This window comes from Cellulomonas sp. (assembly GCF_015234515.1).
Lineage (GTDB): Bacteria > Actinomycetota > Actinomycetes > Actinomycetales > Cellulomonadaceae > Cellulomonas.
In genome coordinates this window covers 87,279-110,359 of record NZ_JADGMY010000023.1, presented here as the reverse complement: position 1 = coordinate 110,359, position 23,081 = coordinate 87,279, and the positions used below count along the sequence as shown (strand labels likewise).

Below are 23,081 nucleotides of genomic sequence, written 5' to 3'. Positions count from 1 at the left end.
GTCCGTGACCGTCTTCCTCGTCATCGGGGGCATCGGCCTCGTCCTGCTGCTCGCGTCGCTGGTCTTCGGCGACATCTTCGAGGCGTTCGACATCGGTGAGGGCGGGTTCTCCGGCATCGCCGCCGGCGTGGGGGCCGTCGTGTTCGGGGCGAGCGGGGTCATCGCGCAGTCGTCGGGCCTGCCGCTGGTGTGGGCGTACGTCATCGGCGTCGGCTTCGCGGTCGTCGCGTTCCTCGTCTCGCAGGCCGTCGTCAAGCGGCTCGCGGAGACCGAGGACGCGCCGCCGCCGCCGCTCGACGGCGCGTACGGCATGACGACCGCGACCACCGGCCCGTCCGGCGGGGAGGTCCGCCTGGAGGGCGTGCGCGACCTCGAGGCGCGGCTCGCCTGGGCCGAGGAGGAGATCGCCGCGGGCACGCGCGTGGTCGTCGTCACCGTCTCCGGGTCGCGCGTGCAGGTCCGTCCCGTCTGATCCGCACCCGCGGACGGGCACCACCCACGCAGGACCGAGAGGAAGGGGCCCGGCTCAGCCGGGACACCATGGTGGACGACATCCTTCAAGACGGCACGACGATCCTGGCCGTCGGCGCGCTCATCATCGCGTTCGTCGCCGTCATCGCGCTCATCACCAAGCGCATCCGGCGGGTGCCGCCCAACGAGGCACTGGTCATCGTGGGGCGCGGCGCCGGCCGCGGCGCGACCGCCGACGGTGGGCAGCGGGTCGTCGTGGGCGGGCGGGTGTTCGTCTGGCCCGTGCTGCAGCAGGGCTTCCCGATCTCGCTCGAGCAGCGGCAGATCGGCATCACGGTCGAGGGCGTCGACAAGAACCGCATCAAGCTCGCCATCAAGGCGTCCATCAACTTCAAGGTCCGCGGCGACGAGGAGGGCGTGCGGCGTGCCGCCCAGCGCTTCCTCTCGCAGCAGGCGACGCTGAACGACGTCATCAAGGAGTCCCTCGAGGGCTCGCTGCGCGCCATCATCGGCGACATGACGATCGAGCAGATCATCAGCGACCGCAAGTCCCTGCAGGACGCGGTCGTCAGCTCGACCAAGTCGGACCTCGCCGAGCAGGGTCTGCAGGTCGACCTGCTCAACATCTCCGACATCTCGACGCCGGGCTCGGACTACCTGGCCAACCTGGGCCGCGCCGAGGCCGCCCGCGCCCGTCAGGTCGCCGAGGTCAAGGAGGCCGAGGCGCAGCAGGTCTCCGAGTTCGCCAAGATCGTGGCGATGGAGGCGATCGCCGAGCGGCAGCGTGACCTCGCGCTGAAGCAGGCGACCATCAAGGCCGAGACGGACCGCGCGAACGCCGAGGCCAACGCCGCCGGCCAGCTGGCGCGGGCGGAGCAGGACAAGCTCGTCGCCCTGCAGGAGCGTGACGCGCTGGCCGAGAAGGCCAAGGTCACCGAGGAGCAGCTCGACATCGACATCCGCAAGCCGGCCGAGGCGTCCGCGTACGCCGCGGTCCAGCAGGCCAACGCCGAGCGTGACGCCGCCAACGCGGCCGCCGAGGCCGACGCGTACCGCCGCATGAAGGTCGCCGAGGCCAACAAGATCGCGACGGTCCAGGACGCGGAGGCCGCCGCCGAGGCGACGATCCGTGCGGGCAACGCCGAGCGGGACCGTCAGCTGGCCGAGGCCAAGGCGCTCGAGGCGCTGGGTCTGGCGCGTGCCGCCGCGGCGAAGGCCGAGGGCCTGGCGGCCGCCGAGGCGACGCGCGCCCAGGCGGAGGCCCTGCGCGAGCAGGGCCAGGCGGTCCTCGCGCAGCAGGTCATCGCGCTGCTGCCGGAGATCGTCCGGGCCGCGGCCGAGCCGATCGGCAGCATCGACCAGCTCACGGTCGTCTCGACCGACGGGGCGTCGGCGATCACGAAGACCGTCGGCCAGGTCCTCGGGGAGGGCCAGGAGGTCATCAAGTCCCTCACGGGGCTCGACCTCAACGACCTCATCGGGAGCATCGCCGGCAGGGCGGTCGACGGCAACGCGGTGACGAACCACCGCAGCTGACGCGCCGCCGGCCGACCGGCAGGCGAGCCCGCACGACCACGACGTGCCCGGCCCCCACCAGGGGACCGGGCACGTCGCGTGTCGGTCTCAGCCCTCGACGGGCGTGAGCACGAAGACGGGGATCTCGCGGTCCGTCCTCGTCTGGTACTCGTCGTACGCGGGCCACGTCGCGACGGCCCGCTGCCACCAGGCGGCGCGCTCGTCACCCGTGACCAGGCGCGCGTCGTAGTCCTTCTTCACGGCGCCGTCCTGCAGCTCGACGCGCGGGTTCGCCACGAGGTTGTGGAACCACGTGGGGTGCTCCGGCGCACCGCCCTTGGACGCGACGACCGCGTACTCGCCGTCGTGCTCGACGCGCATGAGGGGGGTCTTGCGCAGCTTGCCGCTCTTCGCGCCGAGCGTGGTCAGGACGATGACGGGGCGACCCTCGAGGGTCGTGCCCTGCGTGCCGCCGGACGACTCGTAGAGCTCGGCCTGCTGACGGGACCAGTCGCTGGGGCTCGGGGCGTACTCACCGGTGAGAGGCATGCACTGCACAACCCGGCCGGCGGCCCCGTCATTCCGGCGCGGGCACGGCGGGCCGGGCCCGGCGCACGAGCCACGTCGTGACGACGCCGCGGCGCGGCGCGAACAGGTGCACGGCCGCGAAGGCGACGCCCTGCGTCAGCACGATGGTCGCGCCGGAGGCCGTGTCCGCGAAGTAGCTGGTGTACAGCCCGACGACGCCGCACGTGGCGGCCAGGGCCGGGGCGATGACGAGCATCCGGGAGAACCGGTCGGTCAGCAGGTGGGCGGTCGCGCCGGGCACGACGAGCATCGCGACGACCAGCACGACGCCGACCGCCTGCAGCGCGACGACGGCGGTCACGGCGAGCAGACCCAGCAGCAGCGCGCCGAGCCGACGCGGGCTCAGGCCGATCGCGTGCGCGTGCGTGGGGTCGAACGCGTACAGGGTGAGGTCGCGCCACTTGACCAGCAGCACGACGAGGACGAGGGCCCCCAGCAGGCCGACCTGCACGAGCTCGCCGCGCGCGACGCCGAGGAGGTTGCCGAACACGATGTGGTTCAGGTCCGTGTGCGACGGCGTCACCGACACCAGGACCAGCCCGAGTGCGAACAGCGACGTGAACACGATGCCGATCGCGGCGTCCTCCTTGACGCGGCTCGTGTCCCGCACGAACCCGATGAGGACGACCGCCAGCAGACCGAACACCAGGGCACCGAGCGCGAACGGTGCGCCGACGACGTAGGCGAGCACGACGCCGGGCAGCACGGCGTGCGACACGGCGTCGCCCATGAGCGACCAGCCGACGAGCACCAGCCAGCACGAGAGCACGGCGCAGACCACGGACGCGACGAGGATCGTCACGAGCGCGCGCACCATGAAGTCGTACGTGAGCGGCTCGACGAGCAGGTCGACGACGCTCACCGGTTCACCGCCGGGGCCCCGACGCCGAACGCCAGCGCCAGGTTCTCGGGTCGCAGGACCTCCTGCGGCGTGCCGTGCACCAGGACGCGCCGGTGCAGGAGCGCGGCCTCGTCGGCGAGGGCCGGCAGCGCGTGCAGGTCGTGCGTCGAGACGAGGACGGCGGCGCCGTCGGCGGCGAGCTCGCGCAGCAGACGCGCGATCGTCGCCTCCGACGCCTTGTCGACGCCGGCGAACGGCTCGTCGAGCAGCAGCACCGTGGCGCCCTGCGCCAGCCCGCGGGCGACGAACGTGCGCTTGCGCTGGCCACCGGACAGACGGCCGATCTGGCGGTCCGCCAGGTCGCCCAGCCCGACGCGCGCCAGGGCGTCGTCGACGGCCGCGTGGTCCTCGCGCCGGGGCCGACGGGTTGGTCCGAGCCGGCCGTAGCGGCCCGTCATGACGACGTCGCGCACCGACAGCGGGAACGTCGGGTCGACGTCCTCGCTCTGGGGGACGTAGCCGACGGTGCCGCGTCGGCGGGCCGTGTCGGGGTCGGTGCCGTCGACCAGGACGCTGCCCGTCTCGGCGCGCACGACGCCCATGACGGCCTTGAAGAGCGTGGACTTGCCGGACCCGTTGACGCCCACGAGCCCGCACACCCGCCCGTGCGCGACGGTGAGGTCCACGCCGTCGAGCGCGCGCACGTCCCCGTAGCTCACGCGCAGGTCGCGGACCTCGAGCGCCGGGGTCACGACGCGCGACCGGTGAGGCCGTCGACGATCACGCGCACGTCGTGCCGCAGCAGGTCGAGGTAGGTGGGCACGGGGCCGTCCGGCTCGGACAGCGAGTCGACGTAGAGCGTGCCACCCAGGACGGCGTCGGTGGCCTCGGCGACCTGCCGCATGGGGGCGTCGGACACGGTGGACTCGCAGAACACGGCGGGCACGTCGTGCGCGCGCACGTGGTCGATGACGCCGGCGACCTGCCGGGGCGTGGCCTGCTGCTCGGCGTTGACGGGCCAGATGTACCGCTCGGTGAGGCCGGCGTCGCGTGCGAGGTAGGAGAACGCGCCCTCGCAGGTGACCAGCGCGCGCTGCGGCTCGGGGACCGTGGCCAGGGCGTCGAGCAGGTCCTGGTGGACCTCCTGCAGCTCGGCGGCGTAGGCGGCGGCGTTCGCGCGGTAGTCGTCGGCGTGCGCCGGGTCGAGCTCCGCGAAGGCGGCGGCGATGTTGGCGACGTACGTCTGCGCCTCGACCGGGCTCATCCACGCGTGGGGGTTGGGCCGCCCGGCGTAGGCGTCGCCGGTGATGTCGAGGACGTCGACGCCCTGCGAGACGACGACGTGGGGGGCGTCGAGGTCGTCGACGAACTGGGCGAACCACGTCTCGAGGCCCATGCCGTTGTCGAGGACCAGGTCGGCACGGCGGGCGCGGGCGACGTCCCCCGGCGTGGGGTCGTACCCGTGCACCTCGGCGCCCACCTGGGTGATCGACTCCACGCGCAGGTGCTCGCCGGCGACGTTGCCGGCGAGGTCGGCGAGCACCGTGAAGGTCGTCAGGACGACGGGCCGGTCGTCCGCCTCGGCGGCGCCCGGTGCGCAGGCGGCGAGCAGGACCGCGAGGGCGAGGGCGGCCGGCAGCGGCCGCGCGTGGCGTGTGGCGGAGCGGTGGGGCATGGCCGCAACATAGTTTCGGGTATCCGAACTCGCAAGATGGGGGCAGGGAAAAAGCCGCCCGGCCCGCCCGGTGTGCGGGCCGCCGCGCGTCCACCAAGGATGGACCGCATGCCCCTTCCGACACTGCCCACCCACCCGGTCGCCGACCCCGCCGCCGTCGTGCAGGGCGAGCACTACCGGATCACCGTCCTCACCGAGGGCCTGCTGCGCCTGGAGCACTCACCCGACGGCGTGTTCGAGGACCGGCCGTCGACGTTCGCGCTGCACCGCCGCCAGCCGGTCCCCGAGTTCCGGGTCGTCGACCGCGGCACGCACCTCGAGGTCGTGACGCGGCGGCTGCGGCTGACGTACGACAAGGGGCCGTTCACCACCAGCGGGCTGTCCGTCGCGGTGCTGGGCGCGGTGACCAGCTGGCACTCGGTGTGGCGCTACGGGCAGGACGACGACGGCCGCAACCTCGGCGGCACGGCGCGCACCCTCGACGAGGCGGACGGCGCGGTGCCGCTCGAGCCGGGCGTCGCGGGGCGCAACGGCTACGCGGTGATCGACGACTCGACGTCGCTGCTGCTCACCGACGACGGCTGGGTCGCCCCGCGCGACGACGCCCGCACCGACCTGTACGTCTTCGCCTACGGCCACGACCACGCCGAGGCCGTCCGCGCGCTGTACGCCGTGTCGGGTGCGCAGCCGGTCGTCCCGCGCTGGGCGCTCGGCAACTGGTGGAGCCGGTACCACCGCTACACGGCCGACGAGTACCGCGCCCTGCTGACCCGGTTCCGCGCCGCGGGCGTGCCGTTCTCGGTCGCGGTGCTCGACATGGACTGGCACGTCACGGACGTCGACCCGGCGATCGGCAGCGGGTGGACCGGCTACACGTGGGACCGCGACCTGTTCCCCGACCCGGCCGCGTTCCTCGCCGACGTGCACGCGCGCGGGCTGCGCGTGACGCTCAACGTGCACCCCGCGGACGGCGTCGGCCCGCACGAGGAGGCGTACGCGGCGATGTGCGCGGCGCTCGGCCTGGACCCCTCGACGCGCGACCCGATCGCGTTCGACGTCACCGACGAGGCCTTCCTCACCGCGTACCTCGACGTGCTGCACCGCGACCTGGAGGCCGACGGTGTCGACTTCTGGTGGATCGACTGGCAGCAGGGCGCCCACTCGCGCGTCGCGGGCATCGACCCGCTGTGGATGCTCAACCACTTCCACTTCCTCGACAACGCGCGCGACGGGCGCCGCCCGCTGACCTTCTCGCGGTACGCCGGGCCCGGGTCGCACCGGTACCCGGTGGGGTTCTCGGGCGACGCGGTCATCTCGTGGGCGTCGCTGGCGTTCCAGCCCCACTTCACGGCGGCGGCCGCCAACATCGGCTACGGCTGGTGGAGCCACGACGTCGGCGGGCACATGTTCGGCGCCAAGGACGACGAGCTCGCGACCCGGTGGGTGCAGCTCGGCACGTTCTCTCCCGTGCTGCGGCTGCACTCGTCGCACAACCCGTTCCTGACGAAGGAGCCGTGGTCGTACGGGCCGGAGCACGCGGCCGTGCAGACCGACTTCCTGCGGCTGCGGCACCGCCTCGTGCCGTACCTGCACACCATGAACCACCGCGCCGCGCGCGAGGGCGTGCCGCTCGTGACGCCGATGTACCACCGGTGGTCGCGGCACCCGGAGGCGTACCGCGTGCCGGGGCAGCTCGCGTTCGGGTCGCAGCTGCTGGTCGCGCCGGTGACGGCGCCGCGCGACCCCGCGTCGGTGACCGCGGCCGTGCGCGCGTGGCTGCCGGACGGGACGTGGGTCGACGTGCTCACCGGGCTGGTCTACGACGGCGGCCGCGAGGTCGTCCTGCACCGCGACCTGACCTCGGTCCCCGTCCTGGCCCCGGCGGGTGCGCTCGTGCCGCTCGACGCGGCCGACGTGCCCGGCGACGACCCGGTCGAGCCGGAGGCGCTCGAGGTGCTCGTCGTGGTCGGGGCCGACGGCGCGTTCACGCTCGTGGAGGACGACGGCACGGGCGACGGCCTCGACGAGTCGCGCGTCGCCCGCACCCCGCTCGTCTGGGACCAGGCCGCGGGGGTCCTGACGGTCGGGCCGGTCCGCGGTGCGCACGGCTTCCTCCCGGCCACGCGGACGTGGACGGTGACGTTCCTGTCGGTGGCCGACGACGTCCGGCCCGTGGCGACCGTCGAGGGCGGGACGGTCGACCCCGTCGTCGCGCGCGCCGCCGACGGCCGCCTGCGGGTGACGGTGGCCGACGTGCCCGTCGACGCCACGCTGCGCGTCGGGCTGGGTGCGGAGCCCGCGCTGCGGCCCAACGACGTCGCGGGGCGCCTGCACCGGGTCCTGGACGCCGCGCAGGTCGGGTACGAGCTCAAGAGCCGCGTGCTCGACGTGCTGACGTCGCCGCGTCCGCTGCACGTGCGGCTCGCGCACCTCGCGGCCCTCGACGTGCCGCCGGCCCTGCGCGCGGCGGTCGAGGAGGTTGTGCTGGCGCGCGCGGAGGGTGACGGGCGCACGGCGCGCTCGTAGGGTCGCGGTGTGGACGAGTACGCGATGACCGGCTTCCGGGTGCGCGAGCACCGCGTCGAGGTGCCGGTGGACCGGGCGGACCCGCAGCGGTTCGGCACGCTCGAGGTGTTCGCGCGCGAGGTCGTCGACCCCGCGCGCGACGGCGAGGACCTGCCGCTCCTGCTGTTCCTGCAGGGCGGGCCCGGCGGCATGGGGCCGCGCCCGATGCCCGGCGGCGGCTGGTGGGCCACCGCGCTGCGCACGCACCGCGTCGTGCTGCTCGACCAGCGGGGGACGGGTCGCTCGTCGCGCGTCGACGGCGCCGACGTCGCGGCGTTCGACGACGCCCGCACGGCCGCCGACTACCTGGCGTGCTTCCGCGCCGACGCGATCGTCGAGGACGCCGAGCACCTGCGCCGCACCGTGTACGGCGGGCGACGCTGGACGACGCTCGGCCAGTCGTACGGCGGGTTCCTCACGCTGACGTACCTGTCGCGGCACCCCGAGGCGCTCGACGCCTGCTGGGTCACCGGCGGCCTGCCGCCCGTGGGGGCGACCGCCGAGGACGTCTACGCCGCCACCTACCCGCGGCAGGCGGCACGCAACCGCGCGCTGGCCCGCGCGTTCCCCGACGACGTCGACCTGCTGGGCCGCCTCGCGGACCGCGTCGCCGCCGGGGACGTCGTGCTGCCCACGGGCGAGGTGCTGAGCGTCGAGCGGCTGCAGACCCTGGGGATGGATCTCGGGATGAGCACGGGCGCCGACGGCCTGCACTGGCTGCTCGACACCGCGCTCGACCGTCGCGGCGAGCCCGCGCCCGGGTTCCTCGCCCAGGTCGCGACGCGCACCGGGTTCGCGACCAACCCGCTGTACCTGGTGCTGCAGGAGGTCATCTACCACTCCGGCCACCGCGAGCCCGGCTGGGCGGCGGCGGACGAGCACGCCCGGCACCCGCAGTTCGCGACGGACGCCCGGCCGCTGCAGCTCACCGGCGAGGCCGTGTACCCGTGGATGTACCAGCAGGTCGCGGCGCTGCGGCCGTTCGCCGCCGTCGCCGACGAGCTCGCGTCGCGCACCGAGTGGCCCGGGCTGTACGACGTCGACCGGCTCGCCGCCACCGACGTGCCCGTCGCCGCCGTGCAGTACTACGACGACCCGTACGTCGACCTGGACCTGGCGCTGCGCACCGCGGACGGCCTGGGCAACGCGCAGGTGTGGATCACCAACGAGTACCTGCACGACGGCCTGCGCGTCGCGGGGGACACGATCCTGCCGCGGCTGGCGGACCTGACGTCGGGGCGGTGGGCGGTCACCACCCGCTGAACGGGTGAACCCGTGGACGGCGAACCGCGCGATCCGGGCGTCTCCCGGCGCGTCAGGTCAGCAGCGGGTGGATCGCGTACACCAGCCCCACGACGACGCCCAGGACGATCGCCGCACCCGTCCACACCAGCAGCCGGGCGATCCGGCGGGTGCGTCGTTCGTGGTCCTGCGGCTCGTCGCTCGCGCGTCCGGTCACGTCGGGCCTCCCGGGTCGGCGGACGTCCCGGTCCACTGTGCCGCCGCGCCGCGGGACGCGCACCCTCGGGCCGGGTGCAGGCCGGGTTCGGGAGCCGTCGCGGCGGTCAGGCCGCGGGCCGCCCGTCCGCGTGCCGCTCGGCCAGGGCCGCGTCGAGGTCGCGCAGGATCCGCTCGCACTCCTCGACGTCCCAGGGCGTGCCCGCGAGCTCGAACTCGAACAGCACGGGCCGGCCGGACCGCTGCGCGACCTCCCGGGCCGCCTTCTGGTAGTACTGCCCGAAGTTCCGGTTGCCCGACCCCATGACGCCGACGAGCAGCCGCCGGTTGTGGGGCGAGGCCAGGAACCGTCGCACCGCCTCGGGGATCGTGTCGTTCGCGTCGTTGCCGGTCTTGTACGACGGGGTCAGCAGCACCCACGGCCCGTCGACCTCGCTGCGCCGGTGCTCGCGCTCCGCGAGGTTGCGCACCGGGCGGTCGAGCCGCTCGGCGAAGGTGCGGACCAGCCCGCTCGAGGACGAGTAGTAGTAGACGGGCGTGCGGCGCATCCCACCAGCCCACCCCGTCGGGGCGGCGGGCGGCGCGGACGTAGGTCCCGGACACCGGCCGGCGCCCCCCGCGCCTTCGCCCGCGCGAGAGCAGCCGGTCGTCCTGGATCGCTCTCTCACGCGAGGAGGGGAGGGGGTGTACGCCGGACGGGTGAGGCTCTGGACGGCGAAAGGCCTGATCCGGACGTCTCGGGCATCATGGCGGCACCCCTCGTCCGTCTGGAGACCCTCGTGCCTGCTGCCCGATGCCGCCGCCCCGCGCGCGCCGTCCTCGCCGTCGCGCTGGGTCTCGCACTCGTCGCGTGCACCGGCGGTGACCCGTCGCCCGGTCCCGGCACCCCGACGCCGACCGTCGACCCGGGCCCCCAGCCGGACGACGTCGTCGCGACCGCGGTGATCCCCGAGGGCGGCGTGGACCTCGAGGTGCGCGTGCACCCGCTGGTGCGCGCCGGTGAGCACGTGGTCCTGACGCTCGACGTCGTCCCGCTCGAGGAGCTCGACGAGGACGTCCGCATCGGCGGCTTCGACGTGACGTCCTTCATCGCGGAGGGGAAGCCGCCGGCCAACGTCCGTCTCTTCGACCTCGCCGCCGACGTGGCCTACCACGTCGGCGCCGACACCGCGGGGGAGCCCGTCGTCGCACCCGAGCGCTGGCACCGCATCGGGGCGGCCCACGGCACGCGTCTCCAGATGCCCTTCGCCGCACCGGCGCAGGACGTCACGGCGCTGTCCCTGCTGGTGCCCGGCGCCCCGCTGTTCGCCGAGGTGCCGGTCATCGAGGGCGACGTCCCCCCGGCCGCGCACCCGGACGACGTGGTCGCGGCCGCGGACGCCGCCGCGACGGCGGCCGCCCTGGCCTCCGCGAGCCCGTCGGCCACCCCCGACGCGGAGGAGGTCGAGCCGCCCGAGGAGCTCGACCTCGACGCCGTCGTCAGCGCTCCGACGTTCCCGCTGGAGTCGACGAGCGCCGAGCTCCACGGTGCCGTGCGGACCATCGAGTCCACCGAGCGGGTCGAGGTCACGCTCGGGTCCGACGTGCTGTTCGCGTTCGACTCGGCCGACCTGACGCCGGAGTCCGCCCAGGCCGTCGCGCTGGTCGCGCAGCGGCTCGCCGAGCGTGAGAAGGGCACCGTCGACGTCGTCGGCCACACCGACGACCAGGCCGACGACGCGTACAACCGGGACCTGTCCCGGCGACGCGCGCAGGCCGTCGCGGACGCGCTCGCCGCCCACGCCGGCGGTGCCGGGCACCGCATGCGGGTCGACGGCCGCGGGGAGTCCGAGCCGGTCGCGGACAACACGTCGGACGAGGGGCGGGCGCTCAACCGGCGCGTGACGGTGTCGCTCACGTCGAAGGTCGTCACGCGCACCGACGTCACGACGGAGGGTGAGCTCCCCGAGTTCGGGGCGCACGTCGGAACCGCGGGGACGCCGCTGCGCGTGGAGACGGTGGCCCGCACGTGGGAGGTCGACGCGACGGCCCGCCGCGTGCACGGCCACGTGGTCGTCGACCTGACCGTGCACGCCGCGGACGACAAGGACGGACTGGGCTGGGCGGTGGGCTTCCTGCGCGGGTTCGCCTCCCACCGCCCCGGCGACACCGTCACGCCGCACGACATCACCGCCCGCGGCACGGTCCTGCAGGGCGCGTCCCGGCTGTTCCCGCTGGACTACCGCGTCGGGGAGAACGAGACGTGGCCGGACGGCGAGTGGTTCACCGCGTCGGACCTGGACGCCAGCTCGTGGATCGACGGCGGCCAGACCCGGACGTTCTCGTTCGTGTACCCGCGTCTCGACGTCGACACCGTGGTGTTCCAGGCCGGGACGGGCGTCGCGTTCGACGACGACTTCCGCCTCGTCGACATCCCGGTCGCACCCGAGGTCGCCGCGACTGCCACCCCGAGCGCGCCCACGGACGACGCGACCTCCTGAGCGGCGGCCCCGCGCGCCGACTGCCCTCCTGCGGCCCCGGACGGCGCGTGCCATGATCCGATGATGGGCGCAGGGGGACGGCGCACGATCCTGGTGACCGGTGCCGCCGGTCCGGCAGGGCGCGCGCTGGGCGCCCAGCTCGTCGGGCGTGCCCCGGAGCTGCGGGCCGTCGGGGCGGACCTGAACCCCGTGCCCGTCACGGGGTTCGAGACGGTCGAGGCGGTCCCGGCCGCCGGTGACCCGCGCTACGAGCCGGCGATGCTCGACCTGATCGCGCGCGTGAATCCGGACCTGGTGGTCCCGACCGTCTCCGAGGAGCTGCCGCGCATCGCGGTCCTCGGGCGAGCCGCGGGGCTCGGCAGCGCGCTCGTCGGGTCGACGGCCTCGGCGGCGGCGGTCGCGGGGGACAAGCTCCTGACGATGTGGACGCTCGCACGCGCGGACGTCGCGGTCCCGGCGTTCGCCCCGGCCGACGCGTTCGCGTCCGCGGCGGACGCGCTCGCCTGGGCCGGTGGTCCGGTCGTCGTCAAGCCGCGGGTCGCCCGCGGCGGTCGCGGCGTGCACGTGGTCGACCGGCCGGACGACCCGGTGTGGGACAAGGTCGACGCGTCCTGGGTGGTCCAGGTGTTCGCCCCCGCCGTGGAGTACAGCCCGCAGGTGTACCGCTCGCCCGACACGGGGCGCACCGTCGTCGTGGTGCTGCAGAAGGCGGCGCTCGAGCACGGCCGGATCGGCAACGCGACGGCCGTCGAGCGTCTTCCGGACGGGGACGCCCCGGACGTCGCCGCCCTCGCCGCGCGCACGGTCGAGGCCCTGGACCTGGTCGGGCCGGTCGACATGGACGTGCGCCGCCTGGCCGACGGGGTGCCCGTGGTCCTCGAGGTCAACGCCCGGTTCGGGGCCGTGTCGGCGTCGGCGCCGCAGATCCTGGACACGGTCCTCGACGACTGGCCGGGCTGACCCGATGTCCGTGGTCCTCGCGCTGCTGACGTCGCTCGTGGTCGTCGTCGGCGCGTCGCTGCTGGTCGTGGGCCTCATCCGCCTCGCCTTCGTCCCCGCGGCCGTCGTCTTCGAGGTCCGGCAGCGGCGCGCGACGCCCGGGCCGGCCGGCTACGGGCCGCTCTTCACCGAGCCCCCGTCGGTCAGCGTGGTCGTCCCCGCCTACGAGGAGGCGCTGCTCATCGGCAACTGCATCGAGTCGATCCTGCGCAGCGACCACCCCCGGCTCGAGGTCGTGTGCGTCGACGACGGGTCGTCCGACGGCACGTACGCCCGGATGCGCGAGCTGGCCGCCGCGGATCGGCGGGTGCGTGCCCTCCACCAGCAGAACGCCGGCAAGGGAGCCGCGCTCAACACCGGCATCGCGGCCGCGCAGGGCGAGGTCCTCGTGCTGGTGGACGCCGACGGGCTGTTCCGCCCCGACACGCTCACCCGCCTGCTCCGGGGATTCCGCGACGAGCGCGTCGGCGCGGTGTGCGGCAACGACCGGCCCGTCAACCTCGACCGGGTCCTGACCCGGCTGCTCTCGCTCATCAGCCACGTCGGCACCGGTCTGATGCGGCGCGCCCTCGACGTGCTGGGGTGCATGCCCGTGGTGTCGGGCAACGTCGGGGCCTTCCGGCGTGACGTCCTCGAGCAGGTGGGGCCGGTCCGGACCGACACCCTCGGCGAGGACCTCGAGCTGACGTGGCGGGTGCACCGCGCCGGGTACGGCGTGACGTTCGCTCCCGACGCGCTGGTCTTCGCCGAGTCGCCGTCGACCCTGCGCGGCCTGTGGCGCCAGCGCGTGCGGTGGGCCCGCGGGCTGCTGCAGGCGACGGGGCTGCACCGCAGCATGATCGGCAACCCGCGGTACGGGGCCTTCGGGGTGTACCTGCTGTACAACACGCTGGCGCAGGTCGTCGCGCCGTTCCTGCAGGTGCTCGCCGCCCTCGTGCTCGTCGTGCTGGTCCTGGTCGAGGGCACGAGCTGGCTGCCGAGCTCGCTGTGGCAGTGGCTGCTGCTGGTCGGTCTGCCGCTGTCGTGCGTCCTGCTGGTCGTCGCCGTGCTCCTGGACCGGGCTCCTCGGGACCTGCGCTACCTGTGGACCGTCGGGCTGTGGCCCGTCTACTCGGCGCTCATGACCGTCGTCGTGCTCGATGCCGCACGGCTCGAGCTGGGGAACGCGGAGAACAGATGGAACAAGCTGGAACGCAGCGGGACGGTGTCGGTGAGCGGGCTGGTCGAGGATCACGGTCCTGGCTCGTGATCGTCCTCTCCTCGCTCCTGGTCGTGGTCGTGGTCGCGGTCGTCGTGGCCCGCCCCTGGCAGGACGTGCCGCCGCCGCTGCGGGCGCCGTCGTCGTCGCAGCCGCAGTCGCTGCGCTCGGTGAGCGTGGACTTCGGCATCGTGACCGACCCCGCGACGGACTGGGCGGCCCTCGACGCCCACCTCGACGAGGTCGGTGCCACGGGCGTCGACCTCAACGCCGGGCGCGTCGAGTTCACGGCGTTCGACTGGGCCGCGTACCCCGACGCGGCCGCCGAGCCCGGGGCCGACCACATCGCGCGCGCCGCGCGGGCGCTGCGGCTGACGGGCGACGGCAGGCAGCGGGAGATCGGGCTCGTCGTCGACGCGTACGTCCCGGAGTGGATCGTGCAGGACCCGTCGATCGCCGGGAGGTCGGCCGACGGCACGCCGGCGACCTACACGGCGTCGGCCGCGCAGCTCGCCCGGGGCCCGGTGGGCGACCGCCTGGTGGAGTACGTGGCGGCGCTGGGTGAACGCTACGAGCCGAGCCAGATCGCGATCACCGAGCTCTTCCTCGACATCAACTCGTTCGGGGACGACGACCTCGCGCTGTTCCGCGAGATGACCGGTGCGACGGACTGGCCGCGCACCGCCGACGGCCTGCCGGACGACTACGCCGACTCCGTGGCGGCGTGGCGCGCGGACGTCCTGGCCGGGCTCCTGGCGCGCATGCGGTCCGCACTCGACGCGGTGGACGGCGGCCGCGGCGCGGGGATCGTCCTGGCGATGGACGCGCGGGTCGACTTCGACGACCCGGCGAAGGGCTCCCCGGTCTCGGGTCAGCTGTACGACGTCCTGCTGCGCTCCGCCGACCGTCTCGTGCTGTGGGCCTACCTGTTCGGTCAGCGCCCGCCCACCGACATCTCCCGCGTGACCGCCGGCCTCGAGGAGGCCGGGTACGACATGTCCCGCTTCACCGTGTCGGTGGGCATGTGGGCGCCGTTCTCGGTCGACCCGCCGGGGGTGCTCTCCGCCGACGTCCTGACGCAGGCGGTCGAGGAGGCCGCGACGAACGGCGTCACCCACGTCAACGTGACCCCCGCGAGCCTGCTGACGGACGAGGACTGGGCGGCCCTGGCCGCGGTGTGGAACCCGACGTCGCCGAGCTGACGTCCGGGGCCGCGCCGCCCACGGTCCGCTCACCGCCGACGCGCGGCTCGTCACGGTCCCGGCGTCGTCGCCTCCGTGAGGTCGGGCAGCAGCACCTCGACCCGCGTGCCTTTCCCGAGCTCGCTGTCGATCGTGAGCCGTCCGCCGTGCTCGTCGACGATCGCCTGGACCAGGGAGAGCCCCAGGCCGACCCCGCGCACCCGGCGGCGCTTGGTGTCGCGCGTGCGGTAGAAGCGCTCGGTGAGGCGCGACAGCTCGTCGGGCGCGATGCCCGCACCCTCGTCCACCACGCGGATCAGGGCCGTGCGCGCCCCTTCCGGCGCGGTGCCGGGGAGCACCTCGACGACGACCCGGTCGCCCGCGAGGCTGTGCTTCACGGCGTTGCTCACCAGGTTGTCCACGATCTGGGTCAGTCGTTGCGGGTCCGACAGCAGCGGCACGGGCCCGTCCGCCTGGACGTCGACCTGCACGCCGGCGGCGCGCGAGATGGGGGCCTGGCTGGTCACCGCGCCGCGGACGACGTCCCCGACGTCGAGCTCCTGGCCCGACACGGGCGCACCCACGACGACCTGGGCGCTCGCGAGCAGCTCGTCCACCAGCGAGCGCAACCGGTTCGCGTTGCGCTCGACGACGTCCAGGTACCTGCTCTGCTCCTCGTCGAGCACGTGGTCGCCGGACCGGATCAGCTCGAGGTACCCGAGGATCGAGGCGAGCGGCGTGCGCAGCTCGTGGCTGACGAGGCCGATGAACTCGTCCTGCTGACGCTGCTCGTCGCGCCGGGGGGTGACGTCGGTGCCGACGAACAGGTAGCCGGCGGGCAGCGTCGGGCCGGCGTCGTCGAGCCCGGGCCGCAGGGTCGCGACGAGCTCCAGGAAGCGGGTGGTGCCGTCGGGCAGGACGGCCCGCCACTCCTCGACGTGCGTCCCACCCTCCCTCGCCAGGCCGACGAGCCGGCTGAGCGGCACGCCCAGGTGGACGTCCTGCGGGGCACCCGGGCGCAGGTCGTCCACGAGGTCGCCGATCTCGCGGCCGACGAGCTCGTGCACCCCCCGTCCCAGGATGCGCTCGGCGCCGGAGTTGGCGGACAGGACGACCCCGTGGACGTCCGTCGCGATGATGGCCTGCTCGGTGGCGGCCTCGATGATGCTGCTCAGGGTGTCGCGCGACGCGCGCAGCTGCTCGGCGCGCACGTCGAGCGCGTCCCGGGCGCGCTGGAGCTCGAGCGCCTGCACCCGCGAGGCCTGCACGATGCCGTAGGCGCCGACCACCGTCGGGACGACGACGAGGAGCGTGACGACCGCGTGCAGCAGCGGCTGCCTGCGGTCGACGTCGACGATCGCCGGGGCCAGCAGCACGACCGTGCACATCGCGAGCGCGAGCGCCGGTCCCCAGCGCTCGGGCCGCAGCGCGAGCATGCCCATCGGCAGGATCAGCAGGATGTCGAACTCCGCCATCTGCAGGCCCGTGCCGATGTCCAGGAGACCGATCGCGGCCATCTGGGCGAGCGGCATGGTCGCGCGCCAGACGGGTCGCAGGTACCGCCAGGGCACGAAGAGGCCCGCGAGCTGGGCGAGCCCGACGAGGGCCGCCGCGGCGGCCAGCAGGCCGGGACGCTCGGGCGCGACGGTGGACTCGACGACGACCAACGAGACCAGGATGGCGACCGTCGCCGGTGCCTGCCGCAGCGCGACCGCGTCCGGTGCGAGCCAGCCGACAGCGACGCGCTCGAGCAGGGCGCGGGTCACGGGGTCCGTCTCGTCGGTGCCCGACCACGCCGGCCACGTGCGGCGCGCGGCGCCCGTCACTCGCCCGGGCCGTCCTCGCCGGTCTGCGTCCACTCGACGGCCAGGGCGCCGCGCACGTGCGACGCGACCGTCTCGGTGGCGCGGACGGTCTCGAGCGGCTCGACGTCGTCGGCCCTGCTGAACCGTGCCCAGTAGCGCGTCGTCGCGCGGACCATGTCGGGTCGCATGTAGTCGCGGTGGGACTGCGACTCGTAGGCCGCGAGCATCTGGAGCTTGGTGTCCACGAACCCCTCGACGTCGACGAACCGGGTGGGCGCGAAGGCGACGGTCGACGACGGGCTCTGGAAGCACCACACGTTGGGCACCTGGCGTGCCGCGATCTCCACGGCCTCGTGCACCGCGCGGTGGTCCTGGTGGCGGTCGTGCGCGCTGTGCGTGTAGATCCGGTCGGGCTGGACCTCGTCGATGACCCGCTCGATCGCGGTGATGATGCCCTCGGCGGGCACCAGGTGGGTGTCCGGGAAGTCGAGGTGGACGAGGCGGGCGCCCACGACGGCCGCGGCGGCTGCGGCCTCCGCCTGCCGGACGGTCGTGCTGCCGCCCACGGCTCCGCCGGACAGCGTGAGGATCACCAGGTCGTCGCCGGCTGCGCTGTGCGCCGCGAGCGTGGCCCCGGCCCCGATCTCGACGTCGTCGGGGTGGGCCCCCACGGCGAGGATGCGCTGCCGGTGGCCGGCCCGGCGCTCGCGGGCGACCTTCGCGAGCTCGGTGGCCCGCCGCACGACCTCCGCGGACGACACGGGCTTGACGAGGAACTCGTCGGCGGCCTCCCGCAGCGCCTCGATGGCGTGGTCGAACGTCGGGTACGCCGTGACGATCATGACCGTGAGCGCGGGGTCGAGGCGACGCGCCTCGGGGAGGATCTCCAGCCCGGAGCGCCCGGGCAGCTGGATGTCGGTCACGAGCACGTCGAACGTGCTGCGGCTCAGCGCGGACAGCGCGCTCTCCGCGGTGGTCGCGACGACGACGACCATCCCCTCACGCTCGAGCGCGATCCGCAGGAGCTCTGCCGCGTCCGGATCGTCCTCGAGGACGAGTGCGCGGTACCGGTCGTCGGCTGGCATGGTCCCCCCGGGCCTCGACGTGTACGGCCCACTGTAGGAAGCGGCGCGCGGCACCGCCCGGTGAGCGTGGGACCGTGCACCCCGTGCCCGTCCGGTGCCCGCTCCGCCGTCTCAAGTCGTGGGATGTCGTGACATCTCGGGCGTGATCGTTCACCGTGGGGCGAGACGTCGTCCGGGCATCCCGCGGGCGGCGTCGCCCCACGGCCGACCAGCCGCGGGTCCCGCGACGAAGGGACACCACAGTGACAGCTCGACGCACCACCACGCTCGCCGGAGCGCTCGCCGTGCTCGTGCTCGGGACGAGCGCTCTGCTCGCACCGCCCGCCACGGCCCACGGGCCGGGCGGGAAGCCAGGTCCGGGGCGCGGACCGGGGCACACCATCAACGCCGAGAGGTTCGCCCGCCAGGTCACGACGCGTGGCGTGTGGCGTCACCTCGAGGAGTTCCAGCGCATCGCGGACCGGAACGACGGCAACCGCGCCGCGCTCACCGCGGGGTACGAGGCGAGCGCGCGGTACGTCGAGCGCACGCTGCAGCGCGCCGGGTACACGACCACGCGTGACCCGTTCACCTTCGGCCTCGAGGTGGTCGACGCCGCGAGCCTGACGCTCGGCACCGGCGAGACGTACGTGGTCGACCAGATGCAGTACGCACCGAACTCGCCCGAGGGCGGCGTCACGGCGCCGGGCTCGACGCCGACCGACACCACCGGCTGCACGGCGGAGTCGTGGGCCGGGGTCGAGGTGGCCGGGACGATCGCGGTCGTGAGCCGCGGGGTGTGCGCGTTCGGCGAGAAGGCGGTGGTGGCCGAGGCTGCCGGCGCGGTCGGCGTCGTCGTCTACAACAACGTCGAGGAGATGCTCAACGGGACGCTCGGCGAGGGGACCGTCGTGACCGTGCCCGTCGCGGGCATGGGCCAGGCCGACGGGCTCGCCGTGGTCGAGGCGGTGGCGGCGGGTGTGCCGATCACCCTCGACACCCGGTTCCACACCGAGGAGAACGAGAGCTTCAACGTCATCGCCGAGACGCGCGCGGGTCGTGACGACAACGTCGTCATGCTCGGTGCGCACCTCGACGGCGTCGAGGAGGGCCCGGGGATCAACGACAACGGCAGCGGCTCAGCCGTGCTGCTGGAGGTCGCCGTGCAGCTCGCGAAGCAGAAGAAGCTCAACAACACCGTGCGGTTCGCGTGGTGGGGCGCCGAGGAGCTCGGGCTCATCGGCTCCACGGAGTACGTCGAGGAGCTCGCGGGCCAGGAGGGTGAGCTGGACCGCATCGCGACGTACCTGAACTTCGACATGGTGGGGTCGCCCAACTACATCATCGGCGTGTACGACGCCGACCAGTCCACGTACGAGGCCCCGGTCGAGGTGCCGGAGGGCTCGGCCGAGACCGAGGCCGTCCTGACGGGGTGGTTCGACCGCACGGGCCAGCCGTGGGTCGACACGGAGTTCTCGGGCCGGTCCGACTACCAGGCGTTCATCGCGAACGGCGTCCCGGCCTCGGGCCTGTTCACCGGCGCCGACGACATCAAGACCGAGGAGGAGGTCGCGCTGTTCGGCGGCACGGCGGGTATCCGTCACGACCCGAACTACCACACGGCCGGAGACGACCTGGCGAACGTGAGCCGGGAGGCGATCCGCATCATGGCGCCCGCGGTCGCGTTCGCGACGGCCAGCCTCGCGACCGACACGTCGGCGATCAACGGGGTGTCGGGCCCCGGGGACCAGGGGCACCACCACGGGCCGTGGAAGCCCGGCAAGGGCAAGGGGCACCGGCACGGTCAGGAGCACGGCACGTTGCAGCGGGCGTCCTGACGACGTCGGCGTAGCGCCTCCAGGCGCGGATGACCGGTGGCCCGGTGCCCTTCGGGGGCCGGGCCACCGCCGTCCGGTGACCCTCGGGGGAGCGTCCCGGCGCGGCGGGTGACGTGGTGCGTCGTCCTTGGCGTGGCCGCCCAGCCCCGCAGGAGACGAGCGACATCTTGCTCCTCCACCCGGGTCTTGCCAACCCCTGACGTGACCTTTTCTTGACCCTTGGACACCGGGAGGTCAAGACGGGGGTCGGGGGCGGCTGTCGAATCGCCCCTTTTGTGATGAAGATGTGAAGATTCTCACCCGCGCGAGACATGACGGACGGTCACGGAGCAGTATCCGAGGAGGCCGCCCAGCCTCGCGCCCAACCCGGCGCACCGCCATCCGCTGACGCCGTCATCCGCCGATGCGGGGGAACGGGTCGAGCGAGAACGCGACCTCGACCGGCACGTCGAAGAACGCCGCGATGCGCAGCGCGAGGTGCAGCGACGGGCTGTACTCGCCCCGCTCCAGGTAGCCGACCGTCTGGTAGTGCACGCCCAGCGCCTCCGCGAGCTCGCGCCGGCTGACCCCCCGCTCGGCTCGCAGCACCGCGATGCGGTTGTGGACGGACTCGCCGCCCTGCGGACGTCGCCGCTCCTCGTCCGCCACGTCAGCCGCGGACCAGCGCCTGCAGGCGCTCCGCGAGAGCGCTCGCGGTCTGCCGCGCGGTGGACCGACGCAGCACCACCGGCGCGACGGCCAGCCCGACGACCGCCCACGCGAGCAGCACGAGCGCCGCGATCTCGGGGTGCCACGCGCCGGCGAGCTCGAGGCCCTCGGCACCCGCGGGCAGGGTCGTGGCCCGCAGCCCGTGCGCGAGCCAGTAGAGCGGGAACGCCTGCACCGGTCCGGCCGCCCAGGGCGGGATGGTCTGGGGGCCGAAGACCCCGGAGAGGAACGCCAGCGCGACCACGGGTGCCATGACGAAGAGCATGACGCGCGTGGGACGTCCGGCGAGGGCGCCGCCCACGATGCCGATCGGCAGCGTCGCGAGGGTTCCCAGGAGCAGCCAGCCGACGACGGCGACCCAGCCGCCCGGCCCCTGGTGCATGGGGTCGCCCAGCAGGAACGGCCACGGGGCCAGGACGAGCACGAGCATGGGGACGGCGCCGAGCACCTGCCCGACGACCATCCCGACGGTGTACGTCGTGGTCCCGCGGGGCGTGGTGCGCAGCCGCAGCACCGTGCCCTCCTCGACCTCGGTGGACAGCGCGAACGCGGGCCCCATCACCATGCCGAACAGGATGGTCGCGGCCAGGATCCCGGGCAGCGCGAGGTCGGGCAGCGTGAGGCCGCCGCTGCCGGGGATCACCGAGTCCCGCTGGGTGACCAGGTAGACGAGGATCCCGACGCCGATGACGACGTTCCACCCGATGTCCTCGGGGCTGCGCAGCATGTGCCGGAACTCGGTGAGGCCGCGGCGCAGACCGAGGCGGGCCGCCCAGGCGAGCGGCGGCCGTGCGGCGTCGTCGGGCGTGCTCATCGTGCGGCCTCCATCTCGGCGCGGGCGTCGGTCTCGTGACGGCGGACGATCTCGAGGTAGGCGTCCTCGAGGCTGGCGCGCACGACCTCCAGGTCGTCGACGTCGCCGGTCGCCAGCAGGTCGCGCGTGAACGCGACGGGGTCGTGCGTGCTGTGCACGTGGCGCATCCCGTCGGCGGTCCAGCGGACCTCCGACGGCCCGGCGACCTCGCGCGCGACGGCCTCGGGGCTACCGGTAGCCACGATGTGCCCACCCGCGAGCAGGAGGATGCGGTCGGCGACGGTCTCGGCCTCGGCGAGGTCGTGCGTCGTGAGCAGCACCACCGTGCCGTCGCGGTCGACCACCTCGTGGACCAGCTCGTGGAACTCGCGGCGCGCGGCCGGGTCCAGGCCCGCGGTCGGTTCGTCGAGGACGAGGAGGTCGGGCCGGCCGACGAGCCCGACGGCGACGTCGAACCGACGTCGCTGACCACCGGACAGGGTGGACATGCGCTGGTGGGCCGCGTCGGTGAGCCCGACGCGCGCGAGGAGGTCGTCGACGTCGCGCGGACGCGGCGTCCCGGGCGTCGAGTAGGGCCGGTAGGCGTCGCCGAGCTGTCCGAGCAGCTCGCGGACGCGCCAGCGACGGTGGTCGCGCCACGACTGCAGGACGACGCCGATCCGGGCCCGCCACGCGTCGTCACCGCGCTCCGGGTCCACGCCCAGCACCCGGACGTCGCCCGCGTCGCGGCGGCGGAAGCCCTCGACGATCTCGACGGTCGTCGTCTTCCCGGCGCCGTTGGGCCCCAGCAGGGCGACGACCTCGCCGGGTGCGACGTCGAACGCGACACCGTCGAGGACGGTGCGCTCGCCGTACGCCATGCGGAGCCCGTCGACGTGCACTGCGGCGTTCTCGGACGCGTCCATATAGCAGGTGTACTACATCACGTTGCAGTCCCGCTATGGTTACGGGCGATTTCGCCCGGTCTCAGGGGAGGGGCGAGCTGATCACCCACCGGTGGCCGAAGGGGTCGACGAGCCACCCTCGCCGCTCGTCGCCCTGGTCCCCGGGCTCCCGGTCGGCGGTCGCGCCCGCGGTCACGGCCCGGACGTACGTCGCGTCGACGTCCGCCACGGCCAGCGCGACCGCCGCCGTCGCGTGCCCCACGCTGCTCGGCGCCCACGCGCCGTACTCGTGCGCTCGTCGGACAGGTAGAGAGGCGCCCCGTCGATCGTGAGCATCGCGAACCCGATGCGACCGTCCTCCTCGTGCCGCTCCCCGGTCTCGATCGCACCGAACGCCGCCGCGTAGAACTCGAGCGCCGCGCGGCCGTCGTGGACGGTCAGGTAGGGCGTGATCGTCGTCATCAGGCGTCCTCAACCCTGGCCCGGACCCGCGACGTTGACCATCCAGCCCACGCCGAACCTGTCGGTGCACATGCCGAACTCGTCGCCCCACGGCGCGACCTCCATCGGGACACCCGGGGTGCCGCCCTCCGAGAGCCGCGCGAACACCGTCCGCAGCGCCGCGGCGTCCTGGGCGTCGCCGAACAGCGCGACGGACGCCGACGACTCCTCGGGCACCGGCATGCCCGCCGGCGTGTCCGAGGCCATGAGGACGCCGCCGCCCGCGGGCAGCTCCAGCTGCGAGTGCATGATCTTGCCTCCGTCGGCGGGGTCGTCCGCCATGCCGAACTCCTCGAACGTGCTGAACGTCGGCTGCGCCCCGAAGACCTCGGCGTAGAACTCCATGGCCGCGCGGGCCTCGTCACGGAAGTTGAGGTACGGGCTGATGCGTGCGGTCATGGCTCCTCCTGGGGCCTGCTGCGGCTGTCAGGACGTACCGACCGATCGCGCCGCGCAGGCTCATCGGGCAGTCGGCGTCCCGCGACCAGAGTGAGCG

General features: G+C 74.1%; 22 protein-coding genes. 9 read left to right on the top strand and 13 right to left on the bottom strand.

Annotated features, from left to right (window positions below; translation table 11 throughout):
- The first annotated feature begins 4 nt into the window (after nt 1–4).
- Both IR158_RS09485 and IR158_RS09480 read left to right on the top strand, forming a co-directional pair.
- The gene (locus IR158_RS09485; RefSeq protein ID WP_291812371.1) at nt 5–472 is read left to right on the top strand and encodes an NfeD family protein; all 468 of its coding nucleotides are present in this window, start codon (nt 5–7) and stop codon (nt 470–472) included.
- 68 nt (nt 473–540) lie between these two features.
- Nucleotides 541–2,007 (top strand): flotillin family protein, encoded by a 1,467-nt coding sequence (locus IR158_RS09480; protein ID WP_291812369.1) that lies wholly within the window; start codon nt 541–543, stop codon nt 2,005–2,007.
- Between the two features lie 87 nt (nt 2,008–2,094).
- Here the strand turns inward: IR158_RS09480 and IR158_RS09475 are convergent, their stop codons facing one another.
- From IR158_RS09475 to IR158_RS09460, 4 genes are read right to left on the bottom strand one after another with little or no spacing between them, the layout of a single operon-like run.
- Nucleotides 2,095–2,535 carry a nitroreductase family deazaflavin-dependent oxidoreductase gene (locus IR158_RS09475; protein ID WP_291812367.1) on the bottom strand — a complete coding sequence of 147 codons (441 nt, stop codon included), beginning with the start codon at nt 2,533–2,535 and terminating at the stop codon, nt 2,095–2,097.
- A 28-nt stretch (nt 2,536–2,563) separates the two neighbouring features.
- Nucleotides 2,564–3,436, bottom strand: a complete 873-nt coding sequence (locus tag IR158_RS09470) for a metal ABC transporter permease (protein ID WP_291812365.1) — start codon at nt 3,434–3,436, stop codon at nt 2,564–2,566.
- A complete protein-coding gene (locus IR158_RS09465) occupies nt 3,433–4,167 on the bottom strand; it encodes a metal ABC transporter ATP-binding protein (protein ID WP_291812363.1) in 735 nt (244 codons plus the stop codon). Before IR158_RS09465 ends, IR158_RS09470 begins: the two co-directional genes overlap by 4 nt.
- Nucleotides 4,164–5,090, bottom strand: coding sequence for a metal ABC transporter substrate-binding protein (locus tag IR158_RS09460; protein WP_291812361.1), 927 nt, complete (start codon nt 5,088–5,090; stop codon nt 4,164–4,166). Before IR158_RS09460 ends, IR158_RS09465 begins: the two co-directional genes overlap by 4 nt.
- 108 nt (nt 5,091–5,198) lie before the next feature.
- On the opposite strand from IR158_RS09460, the gene IR158_RS09455 reads away from it, so the two are divergent.
- On the top strand, nt 5,199–7,616 hold the full coding sequence (locus tag IR158_RS09455) for a TIM-barrel domain-containing protein (RefSeq protein ID WP_291812359.1): 2,418 nt from the start codon (nt 5,199–5,201) through the stop codon (nt 7,614–7,616).
- A gap of 9 nt (nt 7,617–7,625) precedes the next feature.
- Nucleotides 7,626–8,918: an alpha/beta fold hydrolase gene (locus IR158_RS09450; RefSeq protein WP_366928427.1), complete on the top strand. Its 1,293-nt coding sequence runs from the start codon at nt 7,626–7,628 to the stop codon at nt 8,916–8,918.
- 52 nt (nt 8,919–8,970) lie between these two features.
- On the opposite strand, the gene IR158_RS09445 is transcribed toward IR158_RS09450, so the two are convergent.
- Together IR158_RS09445 and nrdI are read right to left on the bottom strand one after the other, a co-directional pair.
- Nucleotides 8,971–9,114 (bottom strand): hypothetical protein, encoded by a 144-nt coding sequence (locus IR158_RS09445; protein ID WP_227581028.1) that lies wholly within the window; start codon nt 9,112–9,114, stop codon nt 8,971–8,973.
- 106 nt (nt 9,115–9,220) lie between these two features.
- On the bottom strand, nt 9,221–9,661 hold the full coding sequence (gene nrdI, locus IR158_RS09440; RefSeq protein ID WP_291812358.1) for a class Ib ribonucleoside-diphosphate reductase assembly flavoprotein NrdI: 441 nt from the start codon (nt 9,659–9,661) through the stop codon (nt 9,221–9,223).
- Nucleotides 9,662–9,892: 231 nt separating this feature from the next.
- Between nrdI and IR158_RS09435 the strand changes: the two genes are divergently transcribed.
- From IR158_RS09435 to IR158_RS09420, 4 genes are all read left to right on the top strand, one after another.
- Nucleotides 9,893–11,593, top strand: coding sequence for an OmpA family protein (locus tag IR158_RS09435; RefSeq protein ID WP_291812356.1), 1,701 nt, complete (start codon nt 9,893–9,895; stop codon nt 11,591–11,593).
- A 63-nt stretch (nt 11,594–11,656) separates the two neighbouring features.
- A complete protein-coding gene (locus tag IR158_RS09430; RefSeq protein WP_291812354.1) occupies nt 11,657–12,553 on the top strand; it encodes an ATP-grasp domain-containing protein in 897 nt (298 codons plus the stop codon).
- Nucleotides 12,554–12,557: 4 nt separating this feature from the next.
- Nucleotides 12,558–13,841, top strand: a complete 1,284-nt coding sequence (locus IR158_RS09425; RefSeq protein ID WP_291812352.1) for a glycosyltransferase family 2 protein — start codon at nt 12,558–12,560, stop codon at nt 13,839–13,841.
- Nucleotides 13,838–14,992 carry a hypothetical protein gene (locus tag IR158_RS09420; RefSeq protein ID WP_291812351.1) on the top strand — a complete coding sequence of 385 codons (1,155 nt, stop codon included), beginning with the start codon at nt 13,838–13,840 and terminating at the stop codon, nt 14,990–14,992. Before IR158_RS09425 ends, IR158_RS09420 begins: the two co-directional genes overlap by 4 nt.
- 50 nt (nt 14,993–15,042) lie before the next feature.
- Here the strand turns inward: IR158_RS09420 and IR158_RS09415 are convergent, their stop codons facing one another.
- Together IR158_RS09415 and IR158_RS09410 are read right to left on the bottom strand one after the other, a co-directional pair.
- Nucleotides 15,043–16,797, bottom strand: a complete 1,755-nt coding sequence (locus IR158_RS09415; RefSeq protein WP_291812350.1) for an ATP-binding protein — start codon at nt 16,795–16,797, stop codon at nt 15,043–15,045.
- Nucleotides 16,794–17,861 (bottom strand): PIG-L family deacetylase, encoded by a 1,068-nt coding sequence (locus tag IR158_RS09410; protein ID WP_291812349.1) that lies wholly within the window; start codon nt 17,859–17,861, stop codon nt 16,794–16,796. Before IR158_RS09410 ends, IR158_RS09415 begins: the two co-directional genes overlap by 4 nt.
- 242 nt (nt 17,862–18,103) lie before the next feature.
- Between IR158_RS09410 and IR158_RS09405 the strand changes: the two genes are divergently transcribed.
- Nucleotides 18,104–19,678, top strand: coding sequence for a M20/M25/M40 family metallo-hydrolase (locus IR158_RS09405; protein ID WP_291812346.1), 1,575 nt, complete (start codon nt 18,104–18,106; stop codon nt 19,676–19,678).
- 393 nt (nt 19,679–20,071) lie between these two features.
- Here the strand turns inward: IR158_RS09405 and IR158_RS09400 are convergent, their stop codons facing one another.
- The 5 genes from IR158_RS09400 to IR158_RS09380 all read right to left on the bottom strand — a co-directional run bounded on the left by IR158_RS09400 (nt 20,072) and on the right by IR158_RS09380 (nt 22,984).
- Complete coding sequence (locus IR158_RS09400) at nt 20,072–20,326, bottom strand: helix-turn-helix transcriptional regulator (protein ID WP_291812345.1); 255 nt, start codon at nt 20,324–20,326, stop codon at nt 20,072–20,074.
- A gap of 1 nt (nt 20,327) precedes the next feature.
- The gene (locus tag IR158_RS09395; RefSeq protein ID WP_291812344.1) at nt 20,328–21,200 is read right to left on the bottom strand and encodes an ABC transporter permease; all 873 of its coding nucleotides are present in this window, start codon (nt 21,198–21,200) and stop codon (nt 20,328–20,330) included.
- On the bottom strand, nt 21,197–22,105 hold the full coding sequence (locus tag IR158_RS09390; RefSeq protein WP_291812343.1) for an ABC transporter ATP-binding protein: 909 nt from the start codon (nt 22,103–22,105) through the stop codon (nt 21,197–21,199). The genes IR158_RS09395 and IR158_RS09390 overlap by 4 nt, the downstream gene beginning before the upstream one ends.
- Before the next feature lie 61 nt (nt 22,106–22,166).
- Nucleotides 22,167–22,616: a VOC family protein gene (locus IR158_RS19345; RefSeq protein WP_366928439.1), complete on the bottom strand. Its 450-nt coding sequence runs from the start codon at nt 22,614–22,616 to the stop codon at nt 22,167–22,169.
- Nucleotides 22,556–22,984: a VOC family protein gene (locus tag IR158_RS09380; RefSeq protein ID WP_291812340.1), complete on the bottom strand. Its 429-nt coding sequence runs from the start codon at nt 22,982–22,984 to the stop codon at nt 22,556–22,558. The genes IR158_RS19345 and IR158_RS09380 overlap by 61 nt, the downstream gene beginning before the upstream one ends.
- Between the last annotated feature and the right edge of the window lie 97 nt (nt 22,985–23,081).

What these genes read in the sequence shown, in the direction of transcription:
- IR158_RS09480 (WP_291812369.1), top strand. Translation starts at nt 541, where the DNA reads ATGGTGGACGACATCCTTCAAGACGGCACGACGATCCTGGCCGTCGGC.
- IR158_RS09475 (WP_291812367.1), bottom strand. Translation starts at nt 2,535, where the DNA reads ATGCCTCTCACCGGTGAGTACGCCCCGAGCCCCAGCGACTGGTCCCGT.
- IR158_RS09460 (WP_291812361.1), bottom strand. Translation starts at nt 5,090, where the DNA reads ATGCCCCACCGCTCCGCCACACGCCACGCGCGGCCGCTGCCGGCCGCC.
- IR158_RS09455 (WP_291812359.1), top strand. Translation starts at nt 5,199, where the DNA reads ATGCCCCTTCCGACACTGCCCACCCACCCGGTCGCCGACCCCGCCGCC.
- nrdI (WP_291812358.1), bottom strand. Translation starts at nt 9,661, where the DNA reads ATGCGCCGCACGCCCGTCTACTACTACTCGTCCTCGAGCGGGCTGGTC.
- IR158_RS09430 (WP_291812354.1), top strand. Translation starts at nt 11,657, where the DNA reads ATGGGCGCAGGGGGACGGCGCACGATCCTGGTGACCGGTGCCGCCGGT.
- IR158_RS09425 (WP_291812352.1), top strand. Translation starts at nt 12,558, where the DNA reads ATGTCCGTGGTCCTCGCGCTGCTGACGTCGCTCGTGGTCGTCGTCGGC.
- IR158_RS09410 (WP_291812349.1), bottom strand. Translation starts at nt 17,861, where the DNA reads ATGCCAGCCGACGACCGGTACCGCGCACTCGTCCTCGAGGACGATCCG.
- IR158_RS09395 (WP_291812344.1), bottom strand. Translation starts at nt 21,200, where the DNA reads ATGAGCACGCCCGACGACGCCGCACGGCCGCCGCTCGCCTGGGCGGCC.
- IR158_RS09390 (WP_291812343.1), bottom strand. Translation starts at nt 22,105, where the DNA reads ATGGACGCGTCCGAGAACGCCGCAGTGCACGTCGACGGGCTCCGCATG.
- IR158_RS09380 (WP_291812340.1), bottom strand. Translation starts at nt 22,984, where the DNA reads ATGACCGCACGCATCAGCCCGTACCTCAACTTCCGTGACGAGGCCCGC.